Below are 23,864 nucleotides of genomic sequence, written 5' to 3'. Positions count from 1 at the left end.
TCGTCCTTCAATTCGCCCTAGGGCATGGACTGCGGCGTCTCGGCCGGGCGGCTTGACCAGCGGTTCGAATGCGTCATCCAGGCGGAAAGTGGCGCACCATCCCTGTGCCGTCCGCCTGCCGCGGCGCCAGCCCAGGCGGCAACCGCTCCAAACAGCAGTGCAGCGGCTGCCGAAAAAGCCAGGATGATGCTCGCCGCGCGCGCCCTGGAAATGGCTTGCTTGGCGTTCGCAATCGTCGCGTCGACCCGCTTCTCTGAATCCGGTCCGGTCAGGCCTGTGAGCGCGGTGACCTGCTGGACGAGGTAGGCGCGATCGTCGGTCGCAACGCCACTATGGCTGGACGACGTCATCAGGATGCGGGCAGCTTCGGCTCGTTCGGCGCTCAGATCGACGTTCGGCGGCCGACGCGGCGCGCGGAACAGGCGATCGAGCTCGAAACTGAGAACCGAAGGTGCGGAAGCCGAAGGCGCCTGCATCGTTGAGGACGGCTTGCTGGCCACCGATGCAACCAAGGCGGCCAGGACGGCGCCGATCACGACGGCAAGCGCCCAGGAGGCAACGCCATGCATCCCGTCACGGGTTGCAACGTCCTCGTTGACGGAGGCATAGGGCGCCCGGATGCGTCCGGCAAAATAGCCGCCACAACCGAAGCTGATGAGGGCTTGAAAGATCAGGTAGACGCCCGAGAGCAGCCAAAGCGCAAACGACGTGTCCCGCCAGGTCGGAGCCGTCGAAGCGACACCAAGCCCAAGAGCGGTCGCAAACGAGATCAGGATCAGGGACAGCGCCGATGCCGCCAAAGCGCCGGCAACGACAGGCGTCCATTGCAAACTCCACGGTGGCACTCGGTCTTGCTCGAGCGCCGTCGCTTGTCCGGCTGAAACCAGCGTTTCCATCGTTGTCACCGCAAGCCGAACAGAGACAGGATGAACATGATGATCACGATCAACCCGACGAGATAGATAATCCCATTCATATGAAATCCTCCGAATTGTGCGGTACCAATTCGGTGTTGTCGCGGGGGTTCCTAATCAGGCCGGTGGCGATCCAGGAAGGCCGCCCACACGACGTCACGCCCCGTGGCGGTACAGTCGTTTCATGGCGCGGTCAGAGTTACGTACCTTTCAGCAGAGGAGGCGGCCTGCCGGCTATATCCAAGGCCATATGATTGGCGCGAGGAGCGTCATGAAATGACAGCTTGGTCGGTGCACTTCGCGCTTCGGCGCGACTGATCAATCGTCGCGCCCGTGCACCTGCGCCGGCGGTGCTGTCGCCTCGATCGCGGTAAAGGTCTTCTGAATCCGGTAGGCGTGCTTTGCCTGCGCTGGAACGAGCCAGGAATCGCCGGGTTTCAGATTGATCGTTTGCCCTTCAAGCGTGAGCTCGGCCTGGCCCGCAATGACATAGCCAACAGTCTCGTATTCTCGCTGCGTCGTCGCGCCCTGTTGCGGCGCCTCGTTCTGCCACAAGCGCATTGAAACGTGCTTTCCGGAGACCAGGTACGTTTGTCCCATCTCCCCGACTGGAGAGTGGCTGGCCGAAACTTTCTTGATCGTGGTGTCGCCCATGCTGGACCTCCGACGTCGTTCTGTCCGGTTAAGAAGCCAGGCTCCTGCTTGTTCCTCGCGGATGCGTCTTGGAACCAGCGTTCCTGTTTCAGGTTTCTTGGGCAGGCCTGCAGTGGCCGGAAATTACTCTGCGACGCCGCACCGCGCCTCAGGCGCGGGCGCTGCAAGCGGATCGGTCGGGCTCGTGAGTACGGGTCATGCAGGCGGACGGTGACAGATAATGAGGGATAGCAAGTCGGAGGTCGCGGAGATTCGCGGCGCCGTTCATCTCTGCATCGACATGCAGAACATCTTTGCTCCCGGCGGTCTCTGGGAGACTCCGTGGATGGAGCGAGTTCTGCCAACGATCGTCACGATCGTGTCGCGCTACGAGGTGCGAACCGTGTTTTCGCGCTTCATCACGCCGCAACACCCGGAGGACCGTCCCGGGCAATGGCGCAGCTATTTCCGGCGTTGGGAGCAGGCCACCCGCAACCATCTTCGAGCATCCGCGCTTGACCTTGTCCCGGCCTTGGCACGCCACGCCCCGCCGGCCCGCGTCGTCGACAAGCCGGCCTATTCGGCGTTCAGCAATCCGGCGCTGGCAACTTCGTTGATCGAAAGAGGAATCGGGACGGTGGTCATCACAGGCGCCGAAACCGATGTTTGCGTCCTGTCGACGGTCTTGAGCGCGGTCGATCTTGGCTTCCGGGTCGTCATCGTGGAGGACGCTCTGTGCAGCTCATCCGACGTCGGCCATGACGCGCTCATGACGATGTATCGCACGCGCTTCCATGGTCAGGTCGATCTGGTGACCGCGGAGGAGCTCGCGGAATTCTGGCGCGAATAGCAATGCGGTATTGCGCGCGGCCTATAGCAGCGCCCCCTCCTGCCTTAGGAACCGCACGCAGCACTCTCCGGTTGATCGGATCGCACCGATATCCAGAGGAGACAGCATGACGGATCCGGACATTCGCAAGGGGATGCCACCCGTCAAACTGTCGCGCGAGGCGTTTGAGCGCCGCTACAGGGACCAGTTTGTTGATCCCTTGTTTGCGCCCCTGCAGCATGAGCTGGATGCTGTGATCGGAGCGGCCTGGGATGCCTACAGTCATTCGCGCAAGGCGCCGGTGACCCGGAAGGCAGGGGCGGGCTTTTTCGATCCGGACTACGATCTCGCGATTGACTGGCTGAATGCCCGGTCTGCGGTCCTCGAGGCCCAGCGGCGGCATGATGACGCCAGTGCGCCTCCCCGCATCCTCATCATCAACGGGTCAGCCCGGAGCGAGCACACCTGTCCTGGCGAGATGTCCAAGACCTGGCGCATGGTCAAGATGGCTGAACCCGTCTTCATCGAGATGGGCTTTGCCGTGGATATCCTCGATCTCTCCCGCCTGACCTCGGAGTTCGGCAAGAACATCCATCCCTGCAAAGCCTGCGTGTCCACGGCCATGCCGCTCTGCCACTGGCCGTGTAGCTGCTATCCGAATTACTCGCTGGGCCAGACCAGCGACTGGATGAACGAGATCTATCCGCTCTGGGTCGCCGCCCACGGCATCCTGATCATGACGCCCGTGAACTGGTACCATGTCCCGGCCGGACTCAAGGCGATGATGGACCGGCTCGTGTGCGCCGATGGGGGAAATCCCGATCCGACCTCGACGCATGGCAAGAAGGCGGATGAGGCCAAGGCGATCGAGCTGAAAGGCTGGCCCTATCCGCGTCATCTCGCCGGCCGCCATTTTTGCCTCGTGGTTCACGGCGACAGTGTCGGCAGCGAGGGTGTGCGCAGAACCCTGTCTGACTGGCTGACGGACATGCACCTGATCTCGGCGGGTCGCTTCGGCGAGCTCGACGGCTACGTCGGCTATATGGAGAAATATGCCACGTCGCATCAGGAGCTGGACGAAGACCGCGCATTTCAGCAGGAGGTGCTGAACGTGGCGCGCGCGCTGGGACATGCAGTCCAGCTTGCGAGGGCCGGCCGGTTGGATGAACCGGGCGCAGGATTGGAACAGCCCAACCCGAAGTGACGCGAGGGTGTTCGGCGCCAACTCTGTTCAATCGAGCGCGGAAATCACGCCTCCGATGAGATTGCACGCCAGCAGATGGTCACTCGTGGGCGCGGCGGTGCGCTGGATCTCGACCAGGGATGCGTCGATGCGCCTGATCCGTTCGCGCATGTCGCGGGCGAGCTGCACGGCGACGTCCTCTTCGATCGCCTGAAAGCGGACGCGTTCGCCGGGGCGGAGCTGAGCAAGCCGCGGCAGGTCCGCCGAGATCACGGTTGCGATCTTTGGATATCCTCCAGTGGTCTGGCGATCGGCGAGCAGGATGATCGGCTGGCCATTTCCCGGAACCTGGATGCTGCCAAACACCGTGCCGTCTGAGACGATGCCCACCGCGCCCGCATGCTGAACCCGCGGCCCCTCGAGCCGGCATCCCATGCGATCGGACAGGGCCGTGACGGTGTAGTCGGAGCCGAAGAAGGTTGCGATCCCCTCGGCGCTGAAGGCATCGTCCTGCGGGCCGAGGAGGACGCGAACCGGGCCTTGCGCGCGACGGCGGTGCGCCGGGGGCACCATCAAATGTGGCCGGGCCGGCAGTCCGGGCGCTGCCAGGGGCAATCGATCGCCCGCACGCAGCGGACCACCGTCGAGCCCGCCGAGCTGGCTGCGCGAATGCGTCGAGACGCTGCCGAGCATCGGTGCGATCTGAAAGCCGCCGGAGACGGCGAGGACGGCGCGTGCGCCGTCTCGCGCGGTCCCGACCGAGAGGCGCTGGCCTGCCTTCAGATCATGTGTTTCGTGCGACGAAACCGGCCGCCCGTCGATGGCGATTGCGAAGTCCGCGCCTGCAAGAGCGAAGCGGAGATCGGCGCCGGCGCAGGTGAGTGTGGGTCCTGCGAGGGTGATTTCGAGGGCGGCCGTTTCGGCCTTGTTGCCGACCAGTGCATTGGCGGTCGCGAGTGCAATCGGATCCATCGCGCCCGACGCCGAGATGCCAAAGCGCTGGAATCCACGGCGGCCAAGATCCTGGAGGGTCGTTGCAAGACCGGGCTCGATGATTGCGAGATCAACAGACATTGCGCCGCTCAGACCTTCAACTCTTCTCTCTCGGCGATGATCGCGCCTGCTTCGGCCGCGCGCTCCAGCGCGGCAAATTCGCTAGCAGCGATGGGATGAAACCGCAGCAGATCGCCTGCGCGAAACAAAAAGGGCTCGTGCGTGCGTCGCGGGTCATAGGAGCGCACCGGCGTGCGCCCAAGCATGTGCCAGCCGCTCGGCGAGGCGAGGGGCGGCGCAACCGCGGCCTGCTGGCCTCCGACGGAGACGCTGCACGGGGGGGTCACGAGCCTGGGTTCCGGGCGCCGATCGACATGAAGTGCGGGATCGAGCCCGCCGAGATAGGCAAACCCCGGCATGAAGCCGATCATGTAGACACGGTATTCGGCTGCGCTGTGCCGCGCCACGATCTCGTCCGTGGTCGTGTCGAGCCGCTGCGCGAGCCAGTCGAGGTCCATGCCGTTGTCGCCGCCATAGGCGACGGGAACGGACCAGCGGCAGCGGACCTGTCCCTTCGGCGCCACCGGCGGCCACAGCGCCATGATCTCGGCCTCGATCTCGCGCCGTGACAGCACGACCGGATCGAAGCAGACCAGCAACGTGCGGTAGGTCGGCACGATCTCGACGATGCCGGGCAGCGCACGCTCGGTCAGTGCACGGTCGAGATCGACGACCCGCGCATTGACATCGGCGTCGATGCCGTCGCCGACTTCGACCGTCAGCGCGGCATCGCCCGAGCGGCGGAAGCGTGGCACCGCGTAGAGTGCATCATCGGCCATGCTCATTGAGGCCCTGGTGAGATCGTTGGACGTAGCCATGCTCTTCGAAAAGCGTCACCGCCCCATGCAAGCGGCGCGCCGAATTTGTCGTGACGCGCAGCGCGCATCATGTCTATATCGAACCTGAGCGACAAGCGAGGACGACGATGACTCTGATCGATATGAACTGCGACATGGGGGAAGGTTTCGGCGTCTATACGCTCGGCGATGACGCCGAGATGCTGCGGACCGTCACCTCCGCCAATATCGCCTGCGGCTTTCATGCCGGCGATCCGCTCGTCATGCATCGCACCCTGAGCGAGGCGAAGGCCAATGGCGTACAGGCCGGTGCGCATCCCGGCTTTCTCGATCTCTGGGGTTTTGGCCGCCGGCCCATCCAGGGCGAGCGCCCCGCCGACATCGAGAAGATCGTGCTCTACCAGGTGGGCGCGCTGATGGCGCTGGCGTCCGACGCGGGGCACCCCGTCCGCCACGTCAAGACCCACGGTGCGCTCGGCAACATCGCCGCGGAGGATCGCGACCTCGCCGAAGCCGTGGCGCGTGCGATCCGCACCATCGACCGCAACCTGATCTTCGTGGTGATGCCCGGCCAGGAGACGGAGCGGGCCGGCGAGAAATTCGGCCTGCCGCTGGTGCGCGAGATCTATGCCGATCGCGCCTATGCCGACAATGGCAATCTGGTGTCGCGCCGCCTCGCCGGAGCCGTCATTCATGATGCCGAGGTCGCGTCCGAACGGGTCATTCGCATGATCGAGGACCGCGCGATCACGTGCCTGTCGGGCGCGCAGTTGCCGACCCGTATCGACAGCGTCTGTGTCCACGGCGATACGCCCGGCGCGGTCGCGATGGCGCAGCGCCTGAAGGCGCGCCTTGCCGCAGCTGGAGTGACGCTGGCGCCGATGGCCAAGGTCATCGGCGCCTGAGCCGCCCTTCGTCGGGCCTTCGCCCGGGGGGCAGGCCTAGACGTGGATCGCGTGGCCGAGTGCCCTAAAGGCCGCTTCCTGGATCGCTTCGCCCAGCGTGGGATGCGCGTGAATCGTGCCGGCGATGTCCTGCAAGACGGCGCCCATCTCGATCGCCAGGCCAAACGCGGCAGAAAGCTCCGAGACGCCCTGTCCAACGGCGTGGATACCGAGGATGCGTTGATTGTCGGCCCTGGCGACGACGCGCACGAAACCGGGTTCGCCATGGCGCGTCATCGCGCGGCCATTGGCTGCAAAGGGAAACTGCCCAACCTTGATGTTGATGCCGGCTTGGCGAGCCTCTTCCGGTGACAAGCCGGCGGAGACGATCTCGGGATCGGTGAAGCAGATCGCTGGGATGCACTGCTTGTCCCACGCGCGCGGCATGCCGGCGGCGATTTCCGCCACCATCTCGCCCTGCGCCATGGCGCGATGGGCCAGCATCGGCTCTCCCGTGACATCGCCGATCGCATAGATGCCGCGCATCGAGGTCTCGCAATGCTGGCCGATGCGGATGAGGCGGCCGTCCATGTCGAGGACGAGTTGCTCCAGCCCCAATGCGGCGGTGACCGGCGCGCGCCCGACCGTGACGAGAATCTTGTCCGCCGGCAGGCTGCGCTCCCTGCCGTCGGTCGTCTCGACGCGCAATCCGTCGCCTTTGGCGGTCAGGCCGAGCGCCCGGGCCCCGGTCAGCACCTCGACCCCGAGCGCGCCCAGACGTCTTGTGATCGGAGCGGTCAACTCGGCATCGTAGAGCGGCAGGATATTGTCCAGCGCCTCCACCACGGACACCTTGCTCCCCAGCTTGGCGAAGGCGGTCCCGAGCTCGAGCCCGATATAACCGCCACCAACGACGACAAGGGATTTTGGCACTTCTGCGAGCGAGAGAGCGCCGGTCGAGGAGATGACGTTGCCGCCGAACGGCAGCGAGGGCAACTCGACAGGTGCCGAGCCGGTTGCGATCACCACCGTTTCGGCCTTGATCGTCTTCGGGCCGGTCTCGGTCTCGACAACGATCGTCTTGCCGTCGCGAAAGCGAGCATGGCCCTGGACGATCTTGACCTTGGCCTTGCGGAGCAGCGCGGCGACGCCGTTGTTCAGCCGCTGGACGATACCGTCCTTCCAGGCGATCGCCTGCTTGAAGTCCAGCGCGGGCTTTGCCGCAGTCAGGCCGAACGGCGTCTTGCCGTGTGCGGCCTCGGCCAGCTTCTCGAATTCCTCGGCAACGTGAATCATCGCCTTCGAGGGAATGCAGCCGACGTTCAGGCAGCTTCCGCCCAGCTTGCCGCGTTCGACGAGGACGGTGTCGAGGCCGAGCTGGCCGGCGCGGATCGCGCACACATAGCCGCCGGGGCCGCCACCGATAACGACAAGCTGACAGGTGATCTCGGTCATTGCTTCTTCTGCCTCAGGGATCGACGAAGATCGTCGCCGGATTCTCCAGCAGCTCCTTGAGCCTCTGCACGAAGACGGCGGCATCCCATCCGTCGATGACGCGGTGATCGAAGCTGGAGGAGAGGTTCATCATCTTGCATGGCATGAACTGCGTGCCGTCCCAGACCGGACGCACCGCGATCTTGTTGACGCCGACAATGGCGACCTCGGGGTGGTTGATCACCGGCGTGGTCGCAAGGCCGCCAAGCGCGCCGAGCGAGGTGATGGTGATCGTCGATCCGGTCAGTTCCTCGCGCGTCGCGGTGCCCTCACGGGCGCGCTGCGCGAGGCGGTTCAGCTCGATGCTGCAGTCCCGCAAGTCGCGCGCCTCCACATGCTTCACCACGGGCACGACGAGGCCCGACGGGGTCTGGGTCGCGATGCCGATATGGATGCCGGCATGCTGATGCACGATGCCGGCCTCGTCGTCATAGAGCGCGTTGAGCGCGGGCTGCTCGGCAAGCGCCTTGGCCATGGCGCGCATCAGGAATGGCAGCAGCGTGAGCTTGGGATGCTCCGGCGCCGGCTTCCTGTTGAGCGACGCGCGAAGATCCTCCAGCGGGGAGACGTTGACCTCCTCGATGATGGTGATGTGCGGGATGCGTGACTTCGACAGCGCCATCTTCTCGGCAATGCGGCGGCGCAAGCCCACCACCTTGACGTCTGTGACGGCGGTCTTCGGGGTCATGCCGCGACCGTGGACCGACGCCGGTCCGCGCGAGAGGAAAGCGTCGATGTCCTCGTGGGTGATGCGTCCGGCGGGGCCGGTGCCGTGGACCTGGCGCAGGTCGATGCCGGCTTCCCGCGCCTGGAGGCGTATGGCGGGCGAGGCCAGCGGCTTCTCGCCCGGCGCGCGGCGGACCGCAGATGTCGTCGCCGGCCTGGCCTCGATCGCCGCGGGACGAACGCGGGCAGGGGGCGTCGGCCGAGCGTCAGGGGTTTCGGCTTTCGTCACGGCCGATGGCGCCGCGACGTCTTTCGTCGGTGCCTCGTCTGCCGGCTCCGAGGCGTCGTCGCCGGCGACCTTAAGTTTCACGAGCGTCGAGCCGATCGCGACCGCTTCACCGATCTGGGCGCCGACCCAGCTGACCTCGCCCGCGAGCGGCGAGGGAATTTCGACCGAAGCCTTGTCGGTCATCACGGTGGCAAGCAAATCGTCCTCGCGAACGAGATCGCCCACCTTGACGTGCCATTCGACCAGTTCGGCTTCGGCAATGCCTTCCCCGATATCCGGGAGCTTGACGCTGCGCTCGCCCATCAGCGTGTCTCCACGATGTCGCGTAGCGCCTGACCGAGCCTGGCAGGGCCGGGGAAATAATCCCATTCCTGTGCATGCGGGTAGGGCGTGTCCCAGCCCGTGATACGCATCACCGGCGCTTCGAGATGATAGAAGCAGTGCTGCTGCACCAGCGCCGTCAGCTCCGCGCCGAAGCCGGAGGTCAGGGTTGCCTCGTGCAGCACGATGCAGCGGCCGGTCTTGGCGACCGAAGCCACGATCGTCTCGAGATCGAGCGGAAGCAGGGTGCGCAGGTCGATCACCTCGGCATCGACGCCCGTCTCCTCGACGGCGGCGAGTGCGACGTGAACCATGGTGCCGTAGGCGAGGATGGTGACAGCCTCGCCGGCGCGTCGCGTCACCGCCTTGCCGAGCGGCGTGGTGTAATGTCCCTCCGGTACTTCGGAGAGCTCATGCCTGGCCCATGCGGTGACCGGGCGATCGTGATGACCGTCGAACGGGCCGTTGTAGAGCCGCTTCGGCTCCAGAAAGATGACGGGGTCCGGATCCTCGATAGCCGCGATCAGGAGGCCCTTCGCATCATAGGGATTTGACGGCACCACCGTCTTCAGTCCCGCGACATGCGTGAACAGCGCCTCGGGACTCTGGCTGTGGGTTTGCCCGCCGAAAATGCCGCCGCCGGTCGGCATGCGGATGACCAGGGGACAGGTGAAGTCGCCAGCCGAACGATAACGCAGGCGAGCTGCCTCCGAGACGATCTGGTCGTAAGCCGGATACATGTAGTCGGCGAACTGAAGCTCGACGCAGGGGCGTAAGCCATAAGCGGCCATGCCGATCGCGGTGCCGATGATGCCGCATTCGCTGATCGGCGCATCGAAGCAGCGCGAGACGCCGTACTTCTGCTGCAGGCCCTGCGTGCAGCGGAACACGCCGCCGAAAAAGCCGACGTCCTCGCCATAGACCACGACGTCGTCGTTACGAGCCATCGAGACGTCGAGCGCCGAACGGATTGCCTCGATCATCGTCATGCGCGGCATCGCGTCAAACTCCGATCTGCTGGCGCTGGCGCCGCAGATGCGGCGGCAGCTCGGCATAGACATCCTCGAAGATATCGCGCGCCGAGGGCTTGCCGCCGGAATGCAGGGTGCCGAAGGCCTCGGCTTCCTTCTGCGCGGCGATGACGGTGGCAAGAATCTCGGCCTCGGTCTGCTTGTGGCGCTCTTCCGACCAGGCGCCGGCTGCGATGAGGTGCTGCTTGAGCCGGATCACGGGATCGCCCAGCGGCCACTCCTCGGATTCGTGCTTCGGCCGGTAGGCGGAAGGATCATCCGACGTCGAATGCGCGCCGGCGCGGTAAGTGACGTATTCGATCAGTGTCGGCCCGAGGTTGAGTCGCGCCCGCTCGATCGCCCATTTTGCGACGGCATAGGTCGCGAGATAGTCGTTGCCGTCGACCCTGAGCGCGGGGATGCCGAAGCCGAGGCCGCGCGCCGCGAAGGTGCCCGAGCCGCCACGCGCGATGCCCTGGAAGGTCGAGATGGCCCACTGGTTGTTGACCACGTTGAGGACGACCGGCGCCTTGTAGGTCGAGGCGAAGACAAGCGCCGCATGGAAATCCGACTCCGCCGTCGAGCCGTCGCCGATCCAGGCGGCGGCAATGCGGTTGTCGCGCTTGATCGCCGACGCCATGGCCCAGCCGACCGCCTGGACGAACTGCGTGGCGAGGTTGCCCGAAATCGAAAAGAAGCCGTGTTTTTTCGAAGAGTACATCACGGGCAATTGCCGGCCCTTGAGCGGATCATGCTCATTGGAATAAATCTGACACATCATGTCGACCAGCGGATAGTCATGTGCGATCAGAAGCCCGGCCTGGCGGTAGGTCGGAAAGTTCATGTCGTCTGGACCGAGTGCGATGCGGAACGCGCAACTCACCGCTTCCTCGCCGGTGTGCTGCATGTAGAAGGATGTCTTGCCCTGGCGTTGCGCCATCTGCATGCGCGCGTCGAACGTGCGCAGGGTCATCATGTGGCGCAGGCCGGCGACCAGCTCGTCCTGGGAGAGGTCCGGCACCCATGGCCCGATTGCCCGGCCCTCGTGATTGAGCACGCGGATGATCGAGTAGGCGAGGTCACGAATCTCCTCAGGGAGCACGTCGACCGGCGGACGCCGGACCGATCCTGCCTTCGGAATCGAGACGCCGGAGAAATCCGGCTTTCCGCCTGGCCGGCTTGCAGGCTCCGGAACGTGAAAGCGAAGTGGCGTGGGGCTGTTCATGGGAGTATCCGCTCGTTTGCGGGTTCTGAAGAGGCAACGCCTGGCCGCCCGGAGTCCTCACGCGCGAGCTCCACGACGTGAAGGCCGGTGATTGCCGGATGCCGTGACAACCGTTCCGCAAGGTCTGTGCAATCGGCCGACGGCTGGACTTCAAGAACCATCCGTATCGTTCGGTTCCCATCGGGGTGCGTCGTCATCGCGACCTGGTCGAGGCCGAAGCCGAAACGCGCCGCGTCGAGCACAAGCCGGACGATCCCGTCGAAGGGGTCGGGCGTGGTGGCCATCACGCTGACGCGCCGGGGGTGCCGAGGTTGCATGTCACGTTCTCTCGCGACACATGATAATCTCCTGTTTCAAGAAAATTTCCCAAAATTCAGACAGAAGTGCAAAAATGGCGGAAGGTTTTCCCGGCAAAATACGAAATGACAGAAGGATCTTCCGATGCCCTCCAAACGCAGCCCCGTCGAGGAGCTCGATCAGCTGGATCGCCGGATTCTCTCGGCGCTTTGCGAGGACGGCCGGCTGACGACGAGTGCGCTGGCGGAGCAGGTCGGGCTCTCGAGCTCGCCGTGCTGGACCAGGGTGAAGCGCCTGGAGGAAAACGGCGCGATCGAGAAATATGTCGCGGTGCTCAATCACGCCCATCTCGGCTACAACAACATCGCCTTCGTCGAGATCACGCTGGACAAGCATGACGAGAAGGTGCTCGAGCGCTTCGGCGCCGCCCTGTCGCGAATTCCGGAGGTGATGGAAGCCTATCTGGTGACCGGCGAATACGACTATCTCATCAAGGTCGTGGTGCGGGACACCGATCACTACGAGCGCTTCCTGCGACAGGCGTTGTACAGGATACCGGGCATCCGGCAGTCGCGAACGACGTTCGGCCTGCGCACCCTGAAGCGCCAGATCTCGATCGATCCTTCCAAGGCCGTCCAGCCCTGACATTCGGCTCCCGTGTTCGAGCGGACGACCACGGCTCATCACAATGCAGCCCACGCCATCGTGGTGGACCCTGCCCGAGGCGAGGAATCACCGCTATGAAAGCGCGAAATCAAATAGCGGCGTGGCATCCGTCCATCGCCTCTGTTGAGACAGGAGTACTGCGATGACGAAAGCTGACATCCGATTTCCGATCGACGGCCGAACCCGAAAGATGTTCGTCGATGGCTCCTGGGTGGAAGCCCGCTCGGGCAAGGACTTCGAGACGCGCAATCCCGCGACCGGCGAAGTCATCGGTCGTGTCCCGCGCGGCGAGGCGGCCGACATCAACGAGGCGGTCGCCGCGGCCCGTCGCGCCTTCGTCGGGCCGTGGAGCCGTTTCAAGCCGTTCGAGCGGCAGGCGCTGCTGCTGCGTATCGCCGACCTGTTCGAGAAGCACTGGGAGGAGATCAGCCAGTCCGATACGGCCGATATGGGAATGCCGATCGCCCGGACGCGGGCGAACAAGCTCCGCGTGATCGGCATGCTGCGATACTACGCCGGCATGGCGACCGCGCTCCACGGGCAGACGGTGGACAATTCGCTTCCGGGGGACATCGTCTCGTTCACGCGGAAGGAGCCCGTCGGCGTGGTTGGCGCCATCATTCCCTGGAATGCACCGACGGCCGCATCGGTCTGGAAGATCGGACCCGCGCTCGCGACCGGCTGCACGATCGTGCTCAAGCCGTCGGAGGAGGCGCCGCTGACGCCGCTGCTGATCGCGGATCTGATGAACGAGGCCGGCGTGCCGCCGGGCGTCGTCAACGTGGTGACCGGAACGGGGGCGGAGGCCGGCGCGCCTCTGGCCGAACATCCCGGCGTCGACAAGATCGTCTTCACCGGCTCCACCGCGACAGGCCAAGCGATCATCCGGGCATCGGCCGGCAACCTCAAGCGGGTCTCTCTCGAGCTTGGTGGAAAATCACCGGTCATCGTCTGCGCTGATGCTGATCTCGACAAGGCCGTGCCGATCGCCGCGATGGCGGCATTCGCTAATTCAGGCCAGATCTGCATCGCCGGCTCGCGGCTGTTCGTGGAGCGTAAAATCCATGATGAACTGGTCGAACGGCTCGGGAAGTTCGCCTCGGCGCTGAAGATCGGCGATGGCGCGGATCCGGCGACGGAAATCGGGCCTCTCGTTTCCCAGCGACAGCTCGACAAGGTCGAAGGCTTCCTGCAAAGCGGGCGCGAGGAGGGCGCGAGGGTGGTGGCCGGCGGCCGGCGCATCAGGGAGGGCAGTCTTGCGAGAGGCAACTTCGTCGAGCCGACCGTGTTCGCCGGCGTCTCAGACGACATGCAGATCGCCCGGGACGAGATTTTCGGCCCGGTCATTTCCGCACTGCCGTTCGACACCCTCGACGAGGCCGTGGAACGCGCCAACGCGACGCCGTACGGGCTCGCGGCAGGTGTCTTCACGCGCGACGTGAGCAAGGCCCACATCATCTCGCGCAGCTTGCGCGCAGGGTCGGTGTGGGTGAACACCTATCACGCGCTGGATCCCGCCATGCCGTTCGGCGGCTACAAGATGAGCGGTTATGGCCGCGAGGGCGGCACCGAGCACCTCGACGAATATCTGCAAACGAAGGGCGTCTGGATCAAGCTGGACTGATGCGCGGCTATTGCCGGGCAGCGATGGCGGTCATCTCGAGCTTGACGCCAGGCCCGAGATCGGCCACGCCGATTGCGGCCCGCGCCGGCAAATGAGCTTCCGCGAAATGCGCCCTTCCAGGCCGCATTGAACTCCGCCTTCTCCTTCAGGTTGGTCATGTAGATCGTCACCTGCAGGACGTTGCCGAGGTCGGATCCGAGCGTCTTCAACAGGCGCGCCAGCTGCCCGAGGACGTCGTTGGCCTGGCCTGACATATCGAGGCTCGTATCCTCGGGGACGATCCCGCCGATGTAGAGCACACCATTATGCTCGACCACCTCGTGGAGCAGTCCTTCGTAGGGCAAGACGCGATTTATCATGATGAGACCGATGCTGCTGTGGAACGGGCGGCATATCGCACATTTCCATGTCGATGTCGTTTGAAGAGATTCCCCACCAAGCCCGATCGGATGAGGGAGCGCAGCACCCGCGCGTGGCCAGATAAAGCATTGGAAACAATGCATAAATGGCTCGGTGTCGCCGTCCATCGCTGGTCGAAATGTTCACCAAGCTTGCGCTTGCGCGCAGGAGCCCAGCGTTTCCGCTGGCCTGATCGCGACGACATCGGGATGTGGATCGGTATACTGCCACCCCCATAGCGATGCGAACGACTCGGGCCCGGACCGGAACAAGGATCAGACGATGGACGATAAGATTGGCTTCCCCGACCCCGGCCTCGACCTGTCCGACGGCTTCAAGCCGCACACCTCGCATTGGGGTGTGTTCTCGGCGCGCAACGGCGCGGCGGGGCTCGAGGTCAGGGCCTATGCGGGTGATCCCGATCCGAACGGCATCATCGACAATTTCCCCGGCGCGCTCCGCCATCAGGCGCGCATTGCGCAGCCGGCGATCCGCCGCGGCTGGCTCGAGCGCGGGCCCGGCCCGGACGACCGCCGCGGCCGTGACGAATTCGTGTCGGTGAGCTGGGAGAAGGCGCTCGACCTGCTCGGCGACGAGCTCTGCCGCATCCGCGACACGCGCGGGCCCGGCGCCGTGTTCGGCGGCTCCTATGGCTGGTCGAGCGCAGGCCGCTTCCATCACGCGCAGAGCCAGGTGCATCGCTTCCTCAACATCGCGATGGGCGGCTATGTGCGCTCGGTGAACACTTATTCCTCCGGCGCGTCCTCGGTGCTGCTGCCGCAGATTCTCGCGGGCTACGAGGACATCACCAAGCGCAACGTCACCTGGGAGCAGATTGCGACCGAAACCGATGTGGTGCTGGCCTTCGGTGGCATGGCGCTGAAGAACTCCATGGTGGCCGGCGGCTCGATCAGCAAGCATGTCGAGCGCGGCGCCATGGAAGCTGCGCGCCGGCGCGGCTGCGAGTTCATCCTGGTCAGCCCGCTGCGCGACGATCTTCCCGTCGAGGCCGGTGCCGAATGGATGACCTGCCTGCCCGGCACCGACACCGCGCTGATGCTCGGCATCGTCCATACGCTGGTGAGCGAGAACCTGCACGACCAGGCCTTCCTCGATCGCTACACCGAAGGCTGGCCGGTCTTTCTGCGCTATCTCACCGGCGAGAGCGACGGGCAGGCGAAGCACGCCGAATGGGCCGCCGCGATCTCGGGCGTCGATGCGAGCACGATCCGCAAGCTCGCGCGTCGCCTTGCCGGAAAGCGCGCGCTGATCACCGTCTCGCACTCGCTCCAGCGCGCCGAACATGGCGAGCAGCCGGTGTGGATGGGCATGGTGCTGGCGGCAGCCCTCGGCCAGATCGGCCTTCCCGGCGGCGGCTACGCCTATTCGCTCGGGGCGATCGGTTATTACGGCCGCCGCGTCAACGATGTGCCGGGGCCGACGCTGGCGCAGGGCCGCAACGGTGTTGCCGATTTCATTCCGGTGGCGCGCATCGCCGACATGCTGCTCAATCCCGGAACCACCTATCGCTACAATGGCGAGACGCGCACCTACCCGGACATCCGCCTCGTCTATTGGGCCGGCGGCAATCCCTTCCACCACCATCAGGACATCAACCGTCTGCGCAAGGCCTTTGCGCAGCTCGACACGTTCGTGGTGCACGAGCTCGCCTGGACCGCGACGGCGCGGCATGCCGACATCGTGCTGCCCTCGACGATGACGCTCGAACGCGAGGACATCGGCTATTCCACCAACGATCCTCTCATGGTCGCGATGCACCAGATCGCCGAGCCGTTCGGCCTTGCGCGCGACGATTATGAGATCTTCGCCGATCTCGCCGACCGCCTCGGCGCGCGTGAACCCTTCACCGAGGGGCGCACGTCTCGCCAGTGGCTGGAATATCTCTACGAGCCGACCCGCGCCTCTCTGGCCAAGCGTGGCCTGGAAGCCCCTCACTTCGATGAATTCTGGCGCCGCGGCAGCCTGGTCGTGCCGCAGCAGCCCGACGACGGCGGCCGGCTGCGCCGCTTCCGTGAGGATCCGGTCAATCATGCGCTGCCGACGCCGAGCGGCCGCATCGAGATCTTCTCGGCCAAGATTGCGGCCCATGGCGATGCCGATTGTCCCGGCCATCCGGTCTGGCTGGAGAAGACCGACATGCCGAAGCCCGGCACACCGTGCTTCCTCGTCGCCAACCAGCCGGTGACGCGCCTGCACAGCCAGCTCGATTTCGGTGGCCATTCGCTTGGAGCAAAGCATCGCGGCCGCGAGGTCGCGTGCATGAATCCGCGCGATGCCGGCGCGCGCGGCATCAAGGACGGCGACATCATCCGCCTGTTCAACGACCGCGGCGCGTGCCTCGCCGCCGTCCACGTCACGGACGGCATCGCGGCCGGCGTCGTCCAGCTTCCGACCGGCGCCTGGTACGACCCCATGGATCCCGAGGACGACGCCCCGCTCTGCGTTCACGGCAATCCCAACGTGCTGACCCGCGACATCGGCACCTCATCCTTCGCGCAGGGCTGCACCGGGCAGCTGACGACGGTCGAGGTGGAGAAGTTCACCGGCAACCTGCCGCCGATCCGGGCGTTCGATCCGGTGTAGGGATTCACGTCACTCTCGTGCCCCGGACGCAGCGCAGCGCTTCTTCAGCGGTGCGCTGCAGAGCCGGGGCCCATCTCTCCGCATTGTGCCATGTCGCCTCCTGGGTCCCGGCTGCTGCGCAGCGTCACTGCGTGCCGCAGCGCGTCCGGGACACGAGACCCCCCCGTGCGAATTCGAAATCGTCGCGCGCATGACGGAAGAACCACAAGCGCGGCGCTGCTAAGGGTTCGTCCCCTCACCGACGGATCAACGAACATGACCAAAGCAGACCTTCAAAGCCCGACCGATCTCGGCGCCAATGCGAACCGCGACATTCCCGCCGCGCTGCGCGCTTTGCTCGCCGACGTCTTCGTGCTCTATCTGAAGACCAAGAACTTTCACTGGCACATGTCGGGCAGCCATTTTCGCGACTATCACCTGCTGCTCGACGAGCAGGCCGACCAGATATTTGCGATGACCGACGACATCGCAGAACGCGCCCGCAAGATCGGCGGCACGACGCTGCGCTCGATCGGCCAGATCGCGCGCGAGCAGCGCATCCTCGATAACGACGCGGACTATGTCGATCCCCTCGATATGCTGGCGGAGTTGCGCAGCGACAACCAGCAGCTCACGCGCGAGATGCGGCGCGTGCACGAGCTCTGCGACGAATATGGCGATGTCGCAACCGCAAGCCTGATCGAGAACTGGATCGACGAGGCCGAGCGACGGGTCTGGTTCCTGTACGAGTCGGGCCGCACCGGCGCGCATGGGTGATTCCAGACGCCAGAAAAAGGGGCCGTCCTGTGTGGGAGCAGGGACGGCCCCAATTGGCTCACAGACCCGGGAGGAAGAGGGTGCGAGCCGGCGCAAGTTGCAGGGCGCTTGCGCCAAAAGAGCGTAACGACGAGCTACGCAGCCGCGCTGGCGATCCAGTCCCTGTCCGGAGCGGGCCGATGCCGCAGCAGCGCTTCGATCTCACAGCGCTCGCCCTTGCTGGCGAGGCGCCAACGTGCCGGGGACTGGCCGCTGATGCGCTTGAAGACGGTGGAAAAATGCGCCTGCGTAGAGAAGCCGACGGCAAGCGCGATCTCGGCCAGCGGCCGCCCGGTCGTCGCCAGCAGCGTCTTCGCATGTTCGATCCGGTGATTGAGCAGATATTCGCGCGGACGATAGCCGGTCGCGGCCCGGAATTGCGCCGCAAAATGCATCCTGGAAAGCCCGGCCACGTTGGCGAGTTCGGACAGGCTGATGCTGCGGTCGAAATGATCGGCGATATGCTGCTCGACGCGTCGCAGCCGCCATTTCGGCAATGCATTGACCCGCGCGCGTGGCGGCTCCAACCGCGCAAGATGCATCGCAAGGGTCTGGCCGATACAGCGCGCGAATTGACGGTCCGCGGCATCGCCATGCTCGATCAGCGCCTTGGCGAGCTCGGCGGCGAGCGGGTCGCGCAGCAGGACGAGATCGCCAAGCCCGTCGGTCGCGGGCGATTGAGCCGGGAATTGGTCAGCCGGGATGTGGAAGTGCAGGAAGGCGCACGGCGCCTGGAATTGCGCGCTGAGGTGCCTCGACGGCGCGCTGACATAGAGCGTGCCTGCGGGCATGGTGCCGTCGAAAATGATCTGGCGGTCGCGCGTCAATTTCGCGCGCGTGGACTTCAGCGCGATGCCGACGAAATAGCGATCCTCCGGGGTCGTCGCGTCATGCGACGAGCTGTCTCTCGGCTCCTCCCATCGCGAAATCGTGATGCCCTCGATCGCCGCATTCGGGCCGCGCTCGAGCCGGCGCCATCCGTTCTCCCTGGGAATCGGCTGCGCCGTCTGATGCACCTCGTGATCCCGCGGGTTGGCCTGAAGATCAATCCAGGCATGTGCCGCCTGCAAGTCGGTAAACATCGCTCATTCTCTCCGCATCGCGGTCGCTGGTGGCGACCGGCAAACTCTCAAGCCCAGTCACCAGGCTTTCGAGAAGGCTTTCCATGCTCGGAGGATAGGCGTGGGCCCGACAAGAAGCCCGTTAGTGGTGATTAGGATGTGTTAGATTTTGTGCGAGCGCACATGGTGTGACAGCTCGTCGCAGTTGGTCTGACTTCGTCAAGCTTTTCAATTTCTTGCGGCGGCCGGCGTGGTGCGGGGATGGCGCGGGAGAGTTCGATCGGCATTGCGCGCGGCGCGGCGGAACGCCACGCCGTCGTTGTTCAGCCCTTGTGGCCGTCGAGCCGTGCAAGGAAGTCGCGCACGAGCCCGGCGATCTCGTCGGTCGCCTCGTCCAGCGCGAAGTGACCGGCTTCGAGCATGTGGACTTCGGCATCCGGCACATCGTCGCGATAGGCGGTGGCACCGGCGACGGTGAAGGAGGGGTCGTATTTGCCCCAGACCACCAGCGTCGGCGGCCGCGCCTTGCGTAGCCAGTCCTGCCACTTCGGATAGGACGCGACGTTGGTCCGGTAGTCCAGGAACAGCGTGGTCTGGATCTCCGCCTGGCCGGGACGCGTCAGAAAGGCGTATTCGTCGATCCAAGTGTCAGGGTCGTAGCGCTCGGGATGCGGGCTGGAGCCGAGGTGGCGCTGGCGCGTCGCCTCCAGGGACGTGAAGTTGGCCTTGAGCGCCTCGAGCCCATGCGCGGGATCGGCCCAGTATTTGCGGCGCGCTTCCCACAGCGGGCTCAACCCTTGCTCATGAGAGACCGCGTTCTGGATGATGATGCCGCGGATACCTTCAGGATGTGCCAGCGCCATGCGGAAGCCGACCGGACCGCCATAATCCTGCATGAACAGGACGTAGCTGGTGAGTCCGAGCTTCGCCGTGAGCTCGCCGATCACGCCGGCGATGTTGTCGAATGTGTAGCCGAAGTCGGATGGCGGCGGCGCGCTGCTGTGGCCGAAGCCGGGATAGTCCGGCGCGATCAGGTGATATCTGTCCGCGAGCAGCGGCAGCAACGGCTCCCACATCCGCGATGACGAGGGAAAGCCGTGGAGCAACAGCACGGTCGGAGCGTCCACGGGCCCAGCCTCGCGGTAGAAGATCTTGAGGCCGCTCACGTCGACGCTGTGATAGCTGATCGACCGACGGCTTGATCGCAGATCGTCTGCCGCAGCCTGCGCGCTCGTTGGCGCGTCGCCGCTGCTACTCGAATACGGCATCAAAAATCTCGACGTCCATCAGCACCGGCTTGGCGATCACGGTTCCGTCAGGCTGCAGCGCCTGCGCGCGCCGAAGCGTCGGCACCACGATGCCACCGAAACTGTCGTGGGCCCAGGAGTGGTGAGCAACCTTCGTCCCGAACAGATCGTGATCCGTTCGCCGTTGCAGCGCGTTCTCGTCGAAATAAAAGATCTGATCGGGCGCGAGCGTGATCAGGCTCGGGGGGAATTGCGCGCGCAGCCGCCGCCAGGTTTCGGTGTTCTCGCGCCACGGCGGCAGTTCCTCCAACACGACACCGGGATGGGCGAGCAGGAATGGATTGGTCAGATAATTCCAGATCGCGACGCCGCAGAAGAACACGAGGTGCAGCTCGTCCGCGAGCGCATCGGAGCCGGCCTCGGGGAACGCCAGGCTCGGATTGCTCCAGGTCCGCAGCACCTCGCCATCGGGGCTTTCGATCGTGATCGCATCCGGTTGAAAGGAGCCCGAGTATTCCCCGCCGGTGATGCCGGTGAAACGGACGGATTGCGTCCGGGTCGAGCCTTCCGCGGTCACATCCTTGAACTCCCTGGCATGTCCGGCGCTTGCGAACAGCGTTCCGCCGACGGACAAATGGAGCGTGAACCGGTTCAAGCTGTTCCAGCGCGCCAGACCGCCGCTGGCATCGATTACGTCGTCGAGAAGAGCCATGTCCCGCCAAGTCCACCGTGAAGCGCCACCACCATGGCGGGGCGCTTGCGGCTTGGCGTGTTAGAAGTTGTTAGGAGTTGCGAGCGGGCAGGATGATTGTATCCCGTTGAAGATGCTCTCAATTCAGCGCGCCCAGGAGCCCCCCGGCGGCCACGAGATCGCGGGTCTGGAGGCCTTCCTGGTAGCGCGCGACGAGCGGAGCGAGCAGGTCGCGTGCGTCGCGGGCTTTTCCTTCCTGGTGCCAGATGCGACCGAGGCTGATCGCTCCGCGAAGCTCCCAGCCGAGAGCGCATTGCCGGCGCGACAGATCGAGCGATTTGCGCAAGCAGCTTTCGGCCTCCGCCGCGTTACCCGAGCGGGCCAGAATATCGCCCTTGACCCTGAGCATCTCCGGCATGTCGAAGGATTCGCCGTGATCGGGAATCTGCGCGATGGCCTCGTTGATCGTGCGCAAGGCCTCGCCGGTCTGGTTCTGCGCTGCGAGACCCTCCGCGAGCGCCGTCGCAAACACCGTGGTCATGATCCGGTGCCGCGTCGCATAGAGCGTGGCCTGGCTGCGGCGAAGATGCTCGATGCTGCCGGCAAGGTCGCCGCGGCGCAGCAGCAGCTCGCCTTTCTGGCCGATCCCGACGGCGTGATAGGGGCCGAGGAAGTGCCGCGCCGAATGATCGATCAGCCGCTCTATCAAGGTTTCGGCATTGGCCCAGTCGCCGACCCAGAGGAAGACGTAGATGGTCCAGATCAGGGAAATGCCGAGCGTGAGCGGCTGTTCAAGCAGCTCGGCCTCGCGCACCGTATATCTGGCCGCCTCGACCGCGCGATCGGGCCGGCCGGTGAGCCACAGCCCGCGCGCCAGCGCCACCAGCGCGACGATGCGGTCGTCGTAGCCGAGATGCCCGATATTCAGCCGCTGCGAGCCGGGATTGTGCACCATCGCGCTCTCGCAGAACTGTACGGCCTTGTCCTGGTTGCCGATCAAATGATGCGCGACGCCGAGCATCCATTCCACGTTGAGCGTGGCAGCGGGATCATTCAGCTTGCGCGCAACACTCTCGCCGTCTACGCCGGTGCCGAGCGCGCCGTGAAAATCTCCGACCCTGGTCAGGTAGATGTGCAGGCCGCGCAGCAGCCAGAGCTGCCAGTGCAGATCCTCAAGCTCGCGGGCAAGCCGGAGGCTGCGCGTGAACGCGGAACGGACCGCCTCCGTATTTCCTTGCGTGAACATCACGGAGACGCCGAGAGCGGCCTGCAGCGTCATCTCCTGGCGGCCGTCCAATGTGCCCGTATCGGAAGCGGCCAGCGCCTGCTGCGTCCAGCGAAAACACTCCGTCAGCAGGGTCAGCTCGAGGAAGAACTGGGCGGCCGAGGCTGCGAGATCGACGCCGATTGCCCGGTCGCCGCTGTCCGAAAAGCTCCAGGTCAGCGCGGCCCGGACATTGGGCAAATGGTCCGCATAGGGCAGGAAACCGCCCGCCGTCTGCAGCCCCGAGGATTTGAGTGCGATGTCGCGCAGGAAATCGCGGAAATATTCGGCGTGTGCACGCGCGACGTGGTCCGCTTCCCCGTTCTCGACGAGCTTGTTGCCGACGAAGGTGCGGGTGGTATCGAGCAGACGATAGCGCAGCCGCCGCTCCGCAGGCGAGGTTGCGATCAGTGACTTGGAGAGCAGGTTCGAGATCGCCTCGACCGCCTCGGATTCGCCGATGCCCTGGCCGGATGCGACGGCCAGCGCGGCCTCCAGCGTGAACGGCCCGACGAACACCGACAATCCGCGCAGCGTCGCGCTCTCGGCTGCGGGGAGCAAATCATAGCTCCAGGCGAGCGCGGCGCTTAAGGTCTGATGCCGTGGGATCGCGGTGCGCCGTCCGCGCCACAGCAGCGAGAAGCGGCTGTCGAGCAGCGAGGCGGTCCCGGCGATGCCATAGGCGTTGACGCGTCCGGCCGCGAGCTCGATCGCGAGCGCGATGCCGTCGAGCCGCCGGCAGATTTCGGCGACGAGCGGCGCGTCCTCCTCGCTGAGCTCGAACTCGCTCAGGCTCTCGGCAATGCGCTCCACGAAGAGCTGGCTTGCGGGATAGGCAAGGATATCGGCAATGCCGAGCCCGTCGCGCTCCGGCGGGCTCTCCAGAGGAAACAGCCGATGGACGCGCTCGCCTTCGGTGCGAAAGGATTCGCGGCTGGTGGCGAGAACGTGCAGCTCGCTTGCCTCCTGGACGAGGCGCTCGGCCAAGGGCGCGAGCTCGTCGAGGATGTGCTCGCAGCTGTCGAACACCAGCAGCGTGCGCCGGCTGCGCAGGAAAGTCAGCAGGCCCGGCATCGGGTCGTCGGAATTGACCGTCAAGCCGAGGGCGGCCGCGATCGTTCCGGGGACGAGGCGGGCATCCGTGAGTGCGCCGAAATCGACGAAGCACACCTGGCCCTGGAAGGCTTCCAGCTCGCGATGCGCGACGGCGAGTGCGACCGATGTCTTGCCGATCCCGCCGGGGCCGACGATGGTGACGAAGCGGTGCAGGGCGAGCTCGGTGGAAATCTTCTCGACGGCGTCGTCCCGCCCGATCATCCGCGCAAGCGGCGATGGCAGCACGTGCAGCGAAGCGACAGGGCTGGCCCGGCCGTCCGAAGCAGCAGGGCGGAGCAGCGGGGCAGCGAAGCAGTAGCCGCGTCCGGGAACGTTGACGACATAGCGCGAGCCTTCGCCGGCATCGCCCAGGACCTTGCGCAGCGTCGTGATGTGGAAGCGCAGGCTGCCTTCGTCGACGTTCACGTCGGACCACACCTGCTTGATCAACTCTCGCTTGTCCACGACCTCGCCGGCGCGTTCGGCAAGAAAAATCAGGATGTCGAGTGCGCGGCCGCCGAGATGAAGCGGGACGCCGTCCTTCTCCAGCAGGCGCGACTTTGCAAGCAGCCGGAATGGTCCGAAGGAGATGGCCGAATCCTGGTCGTTAGTGTCCGGCACGAGCCAATGGTTCCAGTGGAAAGGCTGCTGTTTGCAACTTTGGTCTAGCAGAACGACATTGCGAGTAAACTGGTCGAAAGTGGCGAAATGGCGCGGCGATCGCCGCAGCTTCCAGGGAATAACCGTGGCAAATTTTGCTTAAACGCGAGCGGCTTACGACGCGGCCCGCGACAATTCGTCAGTGTGCTTGACCGTCGTGGCG

General features: G+C 65.1%; 21 protein-coding genes. 7 read left to right on the top strand and 14 right to left on the bottom strand.

Annotated elements, in window-relative coordinates; genetic code table 11:
• Positions 1–17: 17 nt before the first annotated feature.
• Positions 18–896: a hypothetical protein gene (locus ACVJ19_RS39115; RefSeq protein ID WP_453954353.1), complete on the bottom strand. Its 879-nt coding sequence runs from the start codon at positions 894–896 to the stop codon at positions 18–20.
• A gap of 336 nt (positions 897–1,232) precedes the next feature.
• Positions 1,233–1,568: a cupin domain-containing protein gene (locus ACVJ19_RS39110; protein ID WP_453954352.1), complete on the bottom strand. Its 336-nt coding sequence runs from the start codon at positions 1,566–1,568 to the stop codon at positions 1,233–1,235.
• A 220-nt stretch (positions 1,569–1,788) separates the two neighbouring features.
• On the opposite strand from ACVJ19_RS39110, the gene ACVJ19_RS39105 reads away from it, so the two are divergent.
• Both ACVJ19_RS39105 and ACVJ19_RS39100 read left to right on the top strand, forming a co-directional pair.
• Positions 1,789–2,397 (top strand): cysteine hydrolase family protein, encoded by a 609-nt coding sequence (locus tag ACVJ19_RS39105; protein WP_453954351.1) that lies wholly within the window; start codon positions 1,789–1,791, stop codon positions 2,395–2,397.
• 106 nt (positions 2,398–2,503) lie between these two features.
• The gene (locus tag ACVJ19_RS39100) at positions 2,504–3,580 is read left to right on the top strand and encodes a flavodoxin family protein (protein WP_453954349.1); all 1,077 of its coding nucleotides are present in this window, start codon (positions 2,504–2,506) and stop codon (positions 3,578–3,580) included.
• A gap of 27 nt (positions 3,581–3,607) precedes the next feature.
• On the opposite strand, the gene ACVJ19_RS39095 is transcribed toward ACVJ19_RS39100, so the two are convergent.
• Together ACVJ19_RS39095 and pxpB are read right to left on the bottom strand one after the other, a co-directional pair.
• Positions 3,608–4,633 (bottom strand): 5-oxoprolinase subunit C family protein, encoded by a 1,026-nt coding sequence (locus ACVJ19_RS39095; protein ID WP_453954348.1) that lies wholly within the window; start codon positions 4,631–4,633, stop codon positions 3,608–3,610.
• Positions 4,634–4,641: 8 nt separating this feature from the next.
• Complete coding sequence (gene pxpB / locus ACVJ19_RS39090) at positions 4,642–5,397, bottom strand: 5-oxoprolinase subunit PxpB (RefSeq protein WP_453954347.1); 756 nt, start codon at positions 5,395–5,397, stop codon at positions 4,642–4,644.
• A gap of 140 nt (positions 5,398–5,537) precedes the next feature.
• Between pxpB and ACVJ19_RS39085 the strand changes: the two genes are divergently transcribed.
• Entirely contained in the window at positions 5,538–6,314 is a 777-nt protein-coding gene (locus tag ACVJ19_RS39085; protein ID WP_453954346.1) for a LamB/YcsF family protein, read from the top strand.
• Between the two features lie 36 nt (positions 6,315–6,350).
• On the opposite strand, the gene lpdA is transcribed toward ACVJ19_RS39085, so the two are convergent.
• The 5 genes from lpdA to ACVJ19_RS39060 are packed head-to-tail and all read right to left on the bottom strand — an operon-like array spanning position 6,351 to position 11,582.
• Entirely contained in the window at positions 6,351–7,748 is a 1,398-nt protein-coding gene (lpdA, locus tag ACVJ19_RS39080; protein ID WP_453954345.1) for a dihydrolipoyl dehydrogenase, read from the bottom strand.
• 13 nt (positions 7,749–7,761) lie between these two features.
• Positions 7,762–9,045, bottom strand: a complete 1,284-nt coding sequence (locus tag ACVJ19_RS39075) for a dihydrolipoamide acetyltransferase family protein (RefSeq protein ID WP_453954344.1) — start codon at positions 9,043–9,045, stop codon at positions 7,762–7,764.
• Positions 9,045–10,061, bottom strand: coding sequence for an alpha-ketoacid dehydrogenase subunit beta (locus tag ACVJ19_RS39070; RefSeq protein WP_453954343.1), 1,017 nt, complete (start codon positions 10,059–10,061; stop codon positions 9,045–9,047). Before ACVJ19_RS39070 ends, ACVJ19_RS39075 begins: the two co-directional genes overlap by 1 nt.
• A 4-nt stretch (positions 10,062–10,065) precedes the next feature.
• A complete protein-coding gene (locus tag ACVJ19_RS39065; RefSeq protein ID WP_453954342.1) occupies positions 10,066–11,298 on the bottom strand; it encodes a thiamine pyrophosphate-dependent enzyme in 1,233 nt (410 codons plus the stop codon).
• Positions 11,295–11,582 (bottom strand): hypothetical protein, encoded by a 288-nt coding sequence (locus ACVJ19_RS39060; RefSeq protein WP_453954341.1) that lies wholly within the window; start codon positions 11,580–11,582, stop codon positions 11,295–11,297. The genes ACVJ19_RS39065 and ACVJ19_RS39060 overlap by 4 nt, the downstream gene beginning before the upstream one ends.
• A 157-nt stretch (positions 11,583–11,739) precedes the next feature.
• Between ACVJ19_RS39060 and ACVJ19_RS39055 the strand changes: the two genes are divergently transcribed.
• Together ACVJ19_RS39055 and ACVJ19_RS39050 are read left to right on the top strand one after the other, a co-directional pair.
• Positions 11,740–12,240 carry an Lrp/AsnC family transcriptional regulator gene (locus ACVJ19_RS39055; RefSeq protein ID WP_453954339.1) on the top strand — a complete coding sequence of 167 codons (501 nt, stop codon included), beginning with the start codon at positions 11,740–11,742 and terminating at the stop codon, positions 12,238–12,240.
• A 163-nt stretch (positions 12,241–12,403) separates the two neighbouring features.
• Positions 12,404–13,885, top strand: coding sequence for an aldehyde dehydrogenase family protein (locus ACVJ19_RS39050; protein ID WP_453954338.1), 1,482 nt, complete (start codon positions 12,404–12,406; stop codon positions 13,883–13,885).
• On the opposite strand, the gene ACVJ19_RS39045 is transcribed toward ACVJ19_RS39050, so the two are convergent.
• Positions 13,810–14,412 (bottom strand): Rid family hydrolase, encoded by a 603-nt coding sequence (locus tag ACVJ19_RS39045; RefSeq protein ID WP_456739502.1) that lies wholly within the window; start codon positions 14,410–14,412, stop codon positions 13,810–13,812. The genes ACVJ19_RS39050 and ACVJ19_RS39045 overlap by 76 nt on opposite strands.
• 154 nt (positions 14,413–14,566) lie before the next feature.
• On the opposite strand from ACVJ19_RS39045, the gene ACVJ19_RS39040 reads away from it, so the two are divergent.
• Both ACVJ19_RS39040 and ACVJ19_RS39035 read left to right on the top strand, forming a co-directional pair.
• Positions 14,567–16,888 (top strand): molybdopterin guanine dinucleotide-containing S/N-oxide reductase, encoded by a 2,322-nt coding sequence (locus ACVJ19_RS39040; protein WP_453954336.1) that lies wholly within the window; start codon positions 14,567–14,569, stop codon positions 16,886–16,888.
• A gap of 255 nt (positions 16,889–17,143) precedes the next feature.
• Positions 17,144–17,644: a Dps family protein gene (locus ACVJ19_RS39035; protein ID WP_453954335.1), complete on the top strand. Its 501-nt coding sequence runs from the start codon at positions 17,144–17,146 to the stop codon at positions 17,642–17,644.
• Between the two features lie 134 nt (positions 17,645–17,778).
• On the opposite strand, the gene ACVJ19_RS39030 is transcribed toward ACVJ19_RS39035, so the two are convergent.
• From ACVJ19_RS39030 to ACVJ19_RS39015, 4 genes are all read right to left on the bottom strand, one after another.
• Positions 17,779–18,765 (bottom strand): helix-turn-helix domain-containing protein, encoded by a 987-nt coding sequence (locus ACVJ19_RS39030; protein ID WP_453954334.1) that lies wholly within the window; start codon positions 18,763–18,765, stop codon positions 17,779–17,781.
• A gap of 302 nt (positions 18,766–19,067) precedes the next feature.
• A complete protein-coding gene (locus ACVJ19_RS39025) occupies positions 19,068–20,012 on the bottom strand; it encodes an alpha/beta fold hydrolase (protein WP_453954333.1) in 945 nt (314 codons plus the stop codon).
• A complete protein-coding gene (locus tag ACVJ19_RS39020; RefSeq protein WP_453954332.1) occupies positions 19,996–20,703 on the bottom strand; it encodes a hypothetical protein in 708 nt (235 codons plus the stop codon). The genes ACVJ19_RS39025 and ACVJ19_RS39020 overlap by 17 nt, the downstream gene beginning before the upstream one ends.
• 118 nt (positions 20,704–20,821) lie before the next feature.
• Positions 20,822–23,662 carry an ATP-binding protein gene (locus tag ACVJ19_RS39015; RefSeq protein WP_453954331.1) on the bottom strand — a complete coding sequence of 947 codons (2,841 nt, stop codon included), beginning with the start codon at positions 23,660–23,662 and terminating at the stop codon, positions 20,822–20,824.
• Positions 23,663–23,864 lie beyond the last annotated feature (202 nt).

Source organism: Bradyrhizobium sp. USDA 376, from assembly GCF_054063675.1.
The sequence above is the reverse complement of the archived record's forward strand: the minus strand, read 5'-3'. Positions and strand labels throughout refer to the sequence as shown.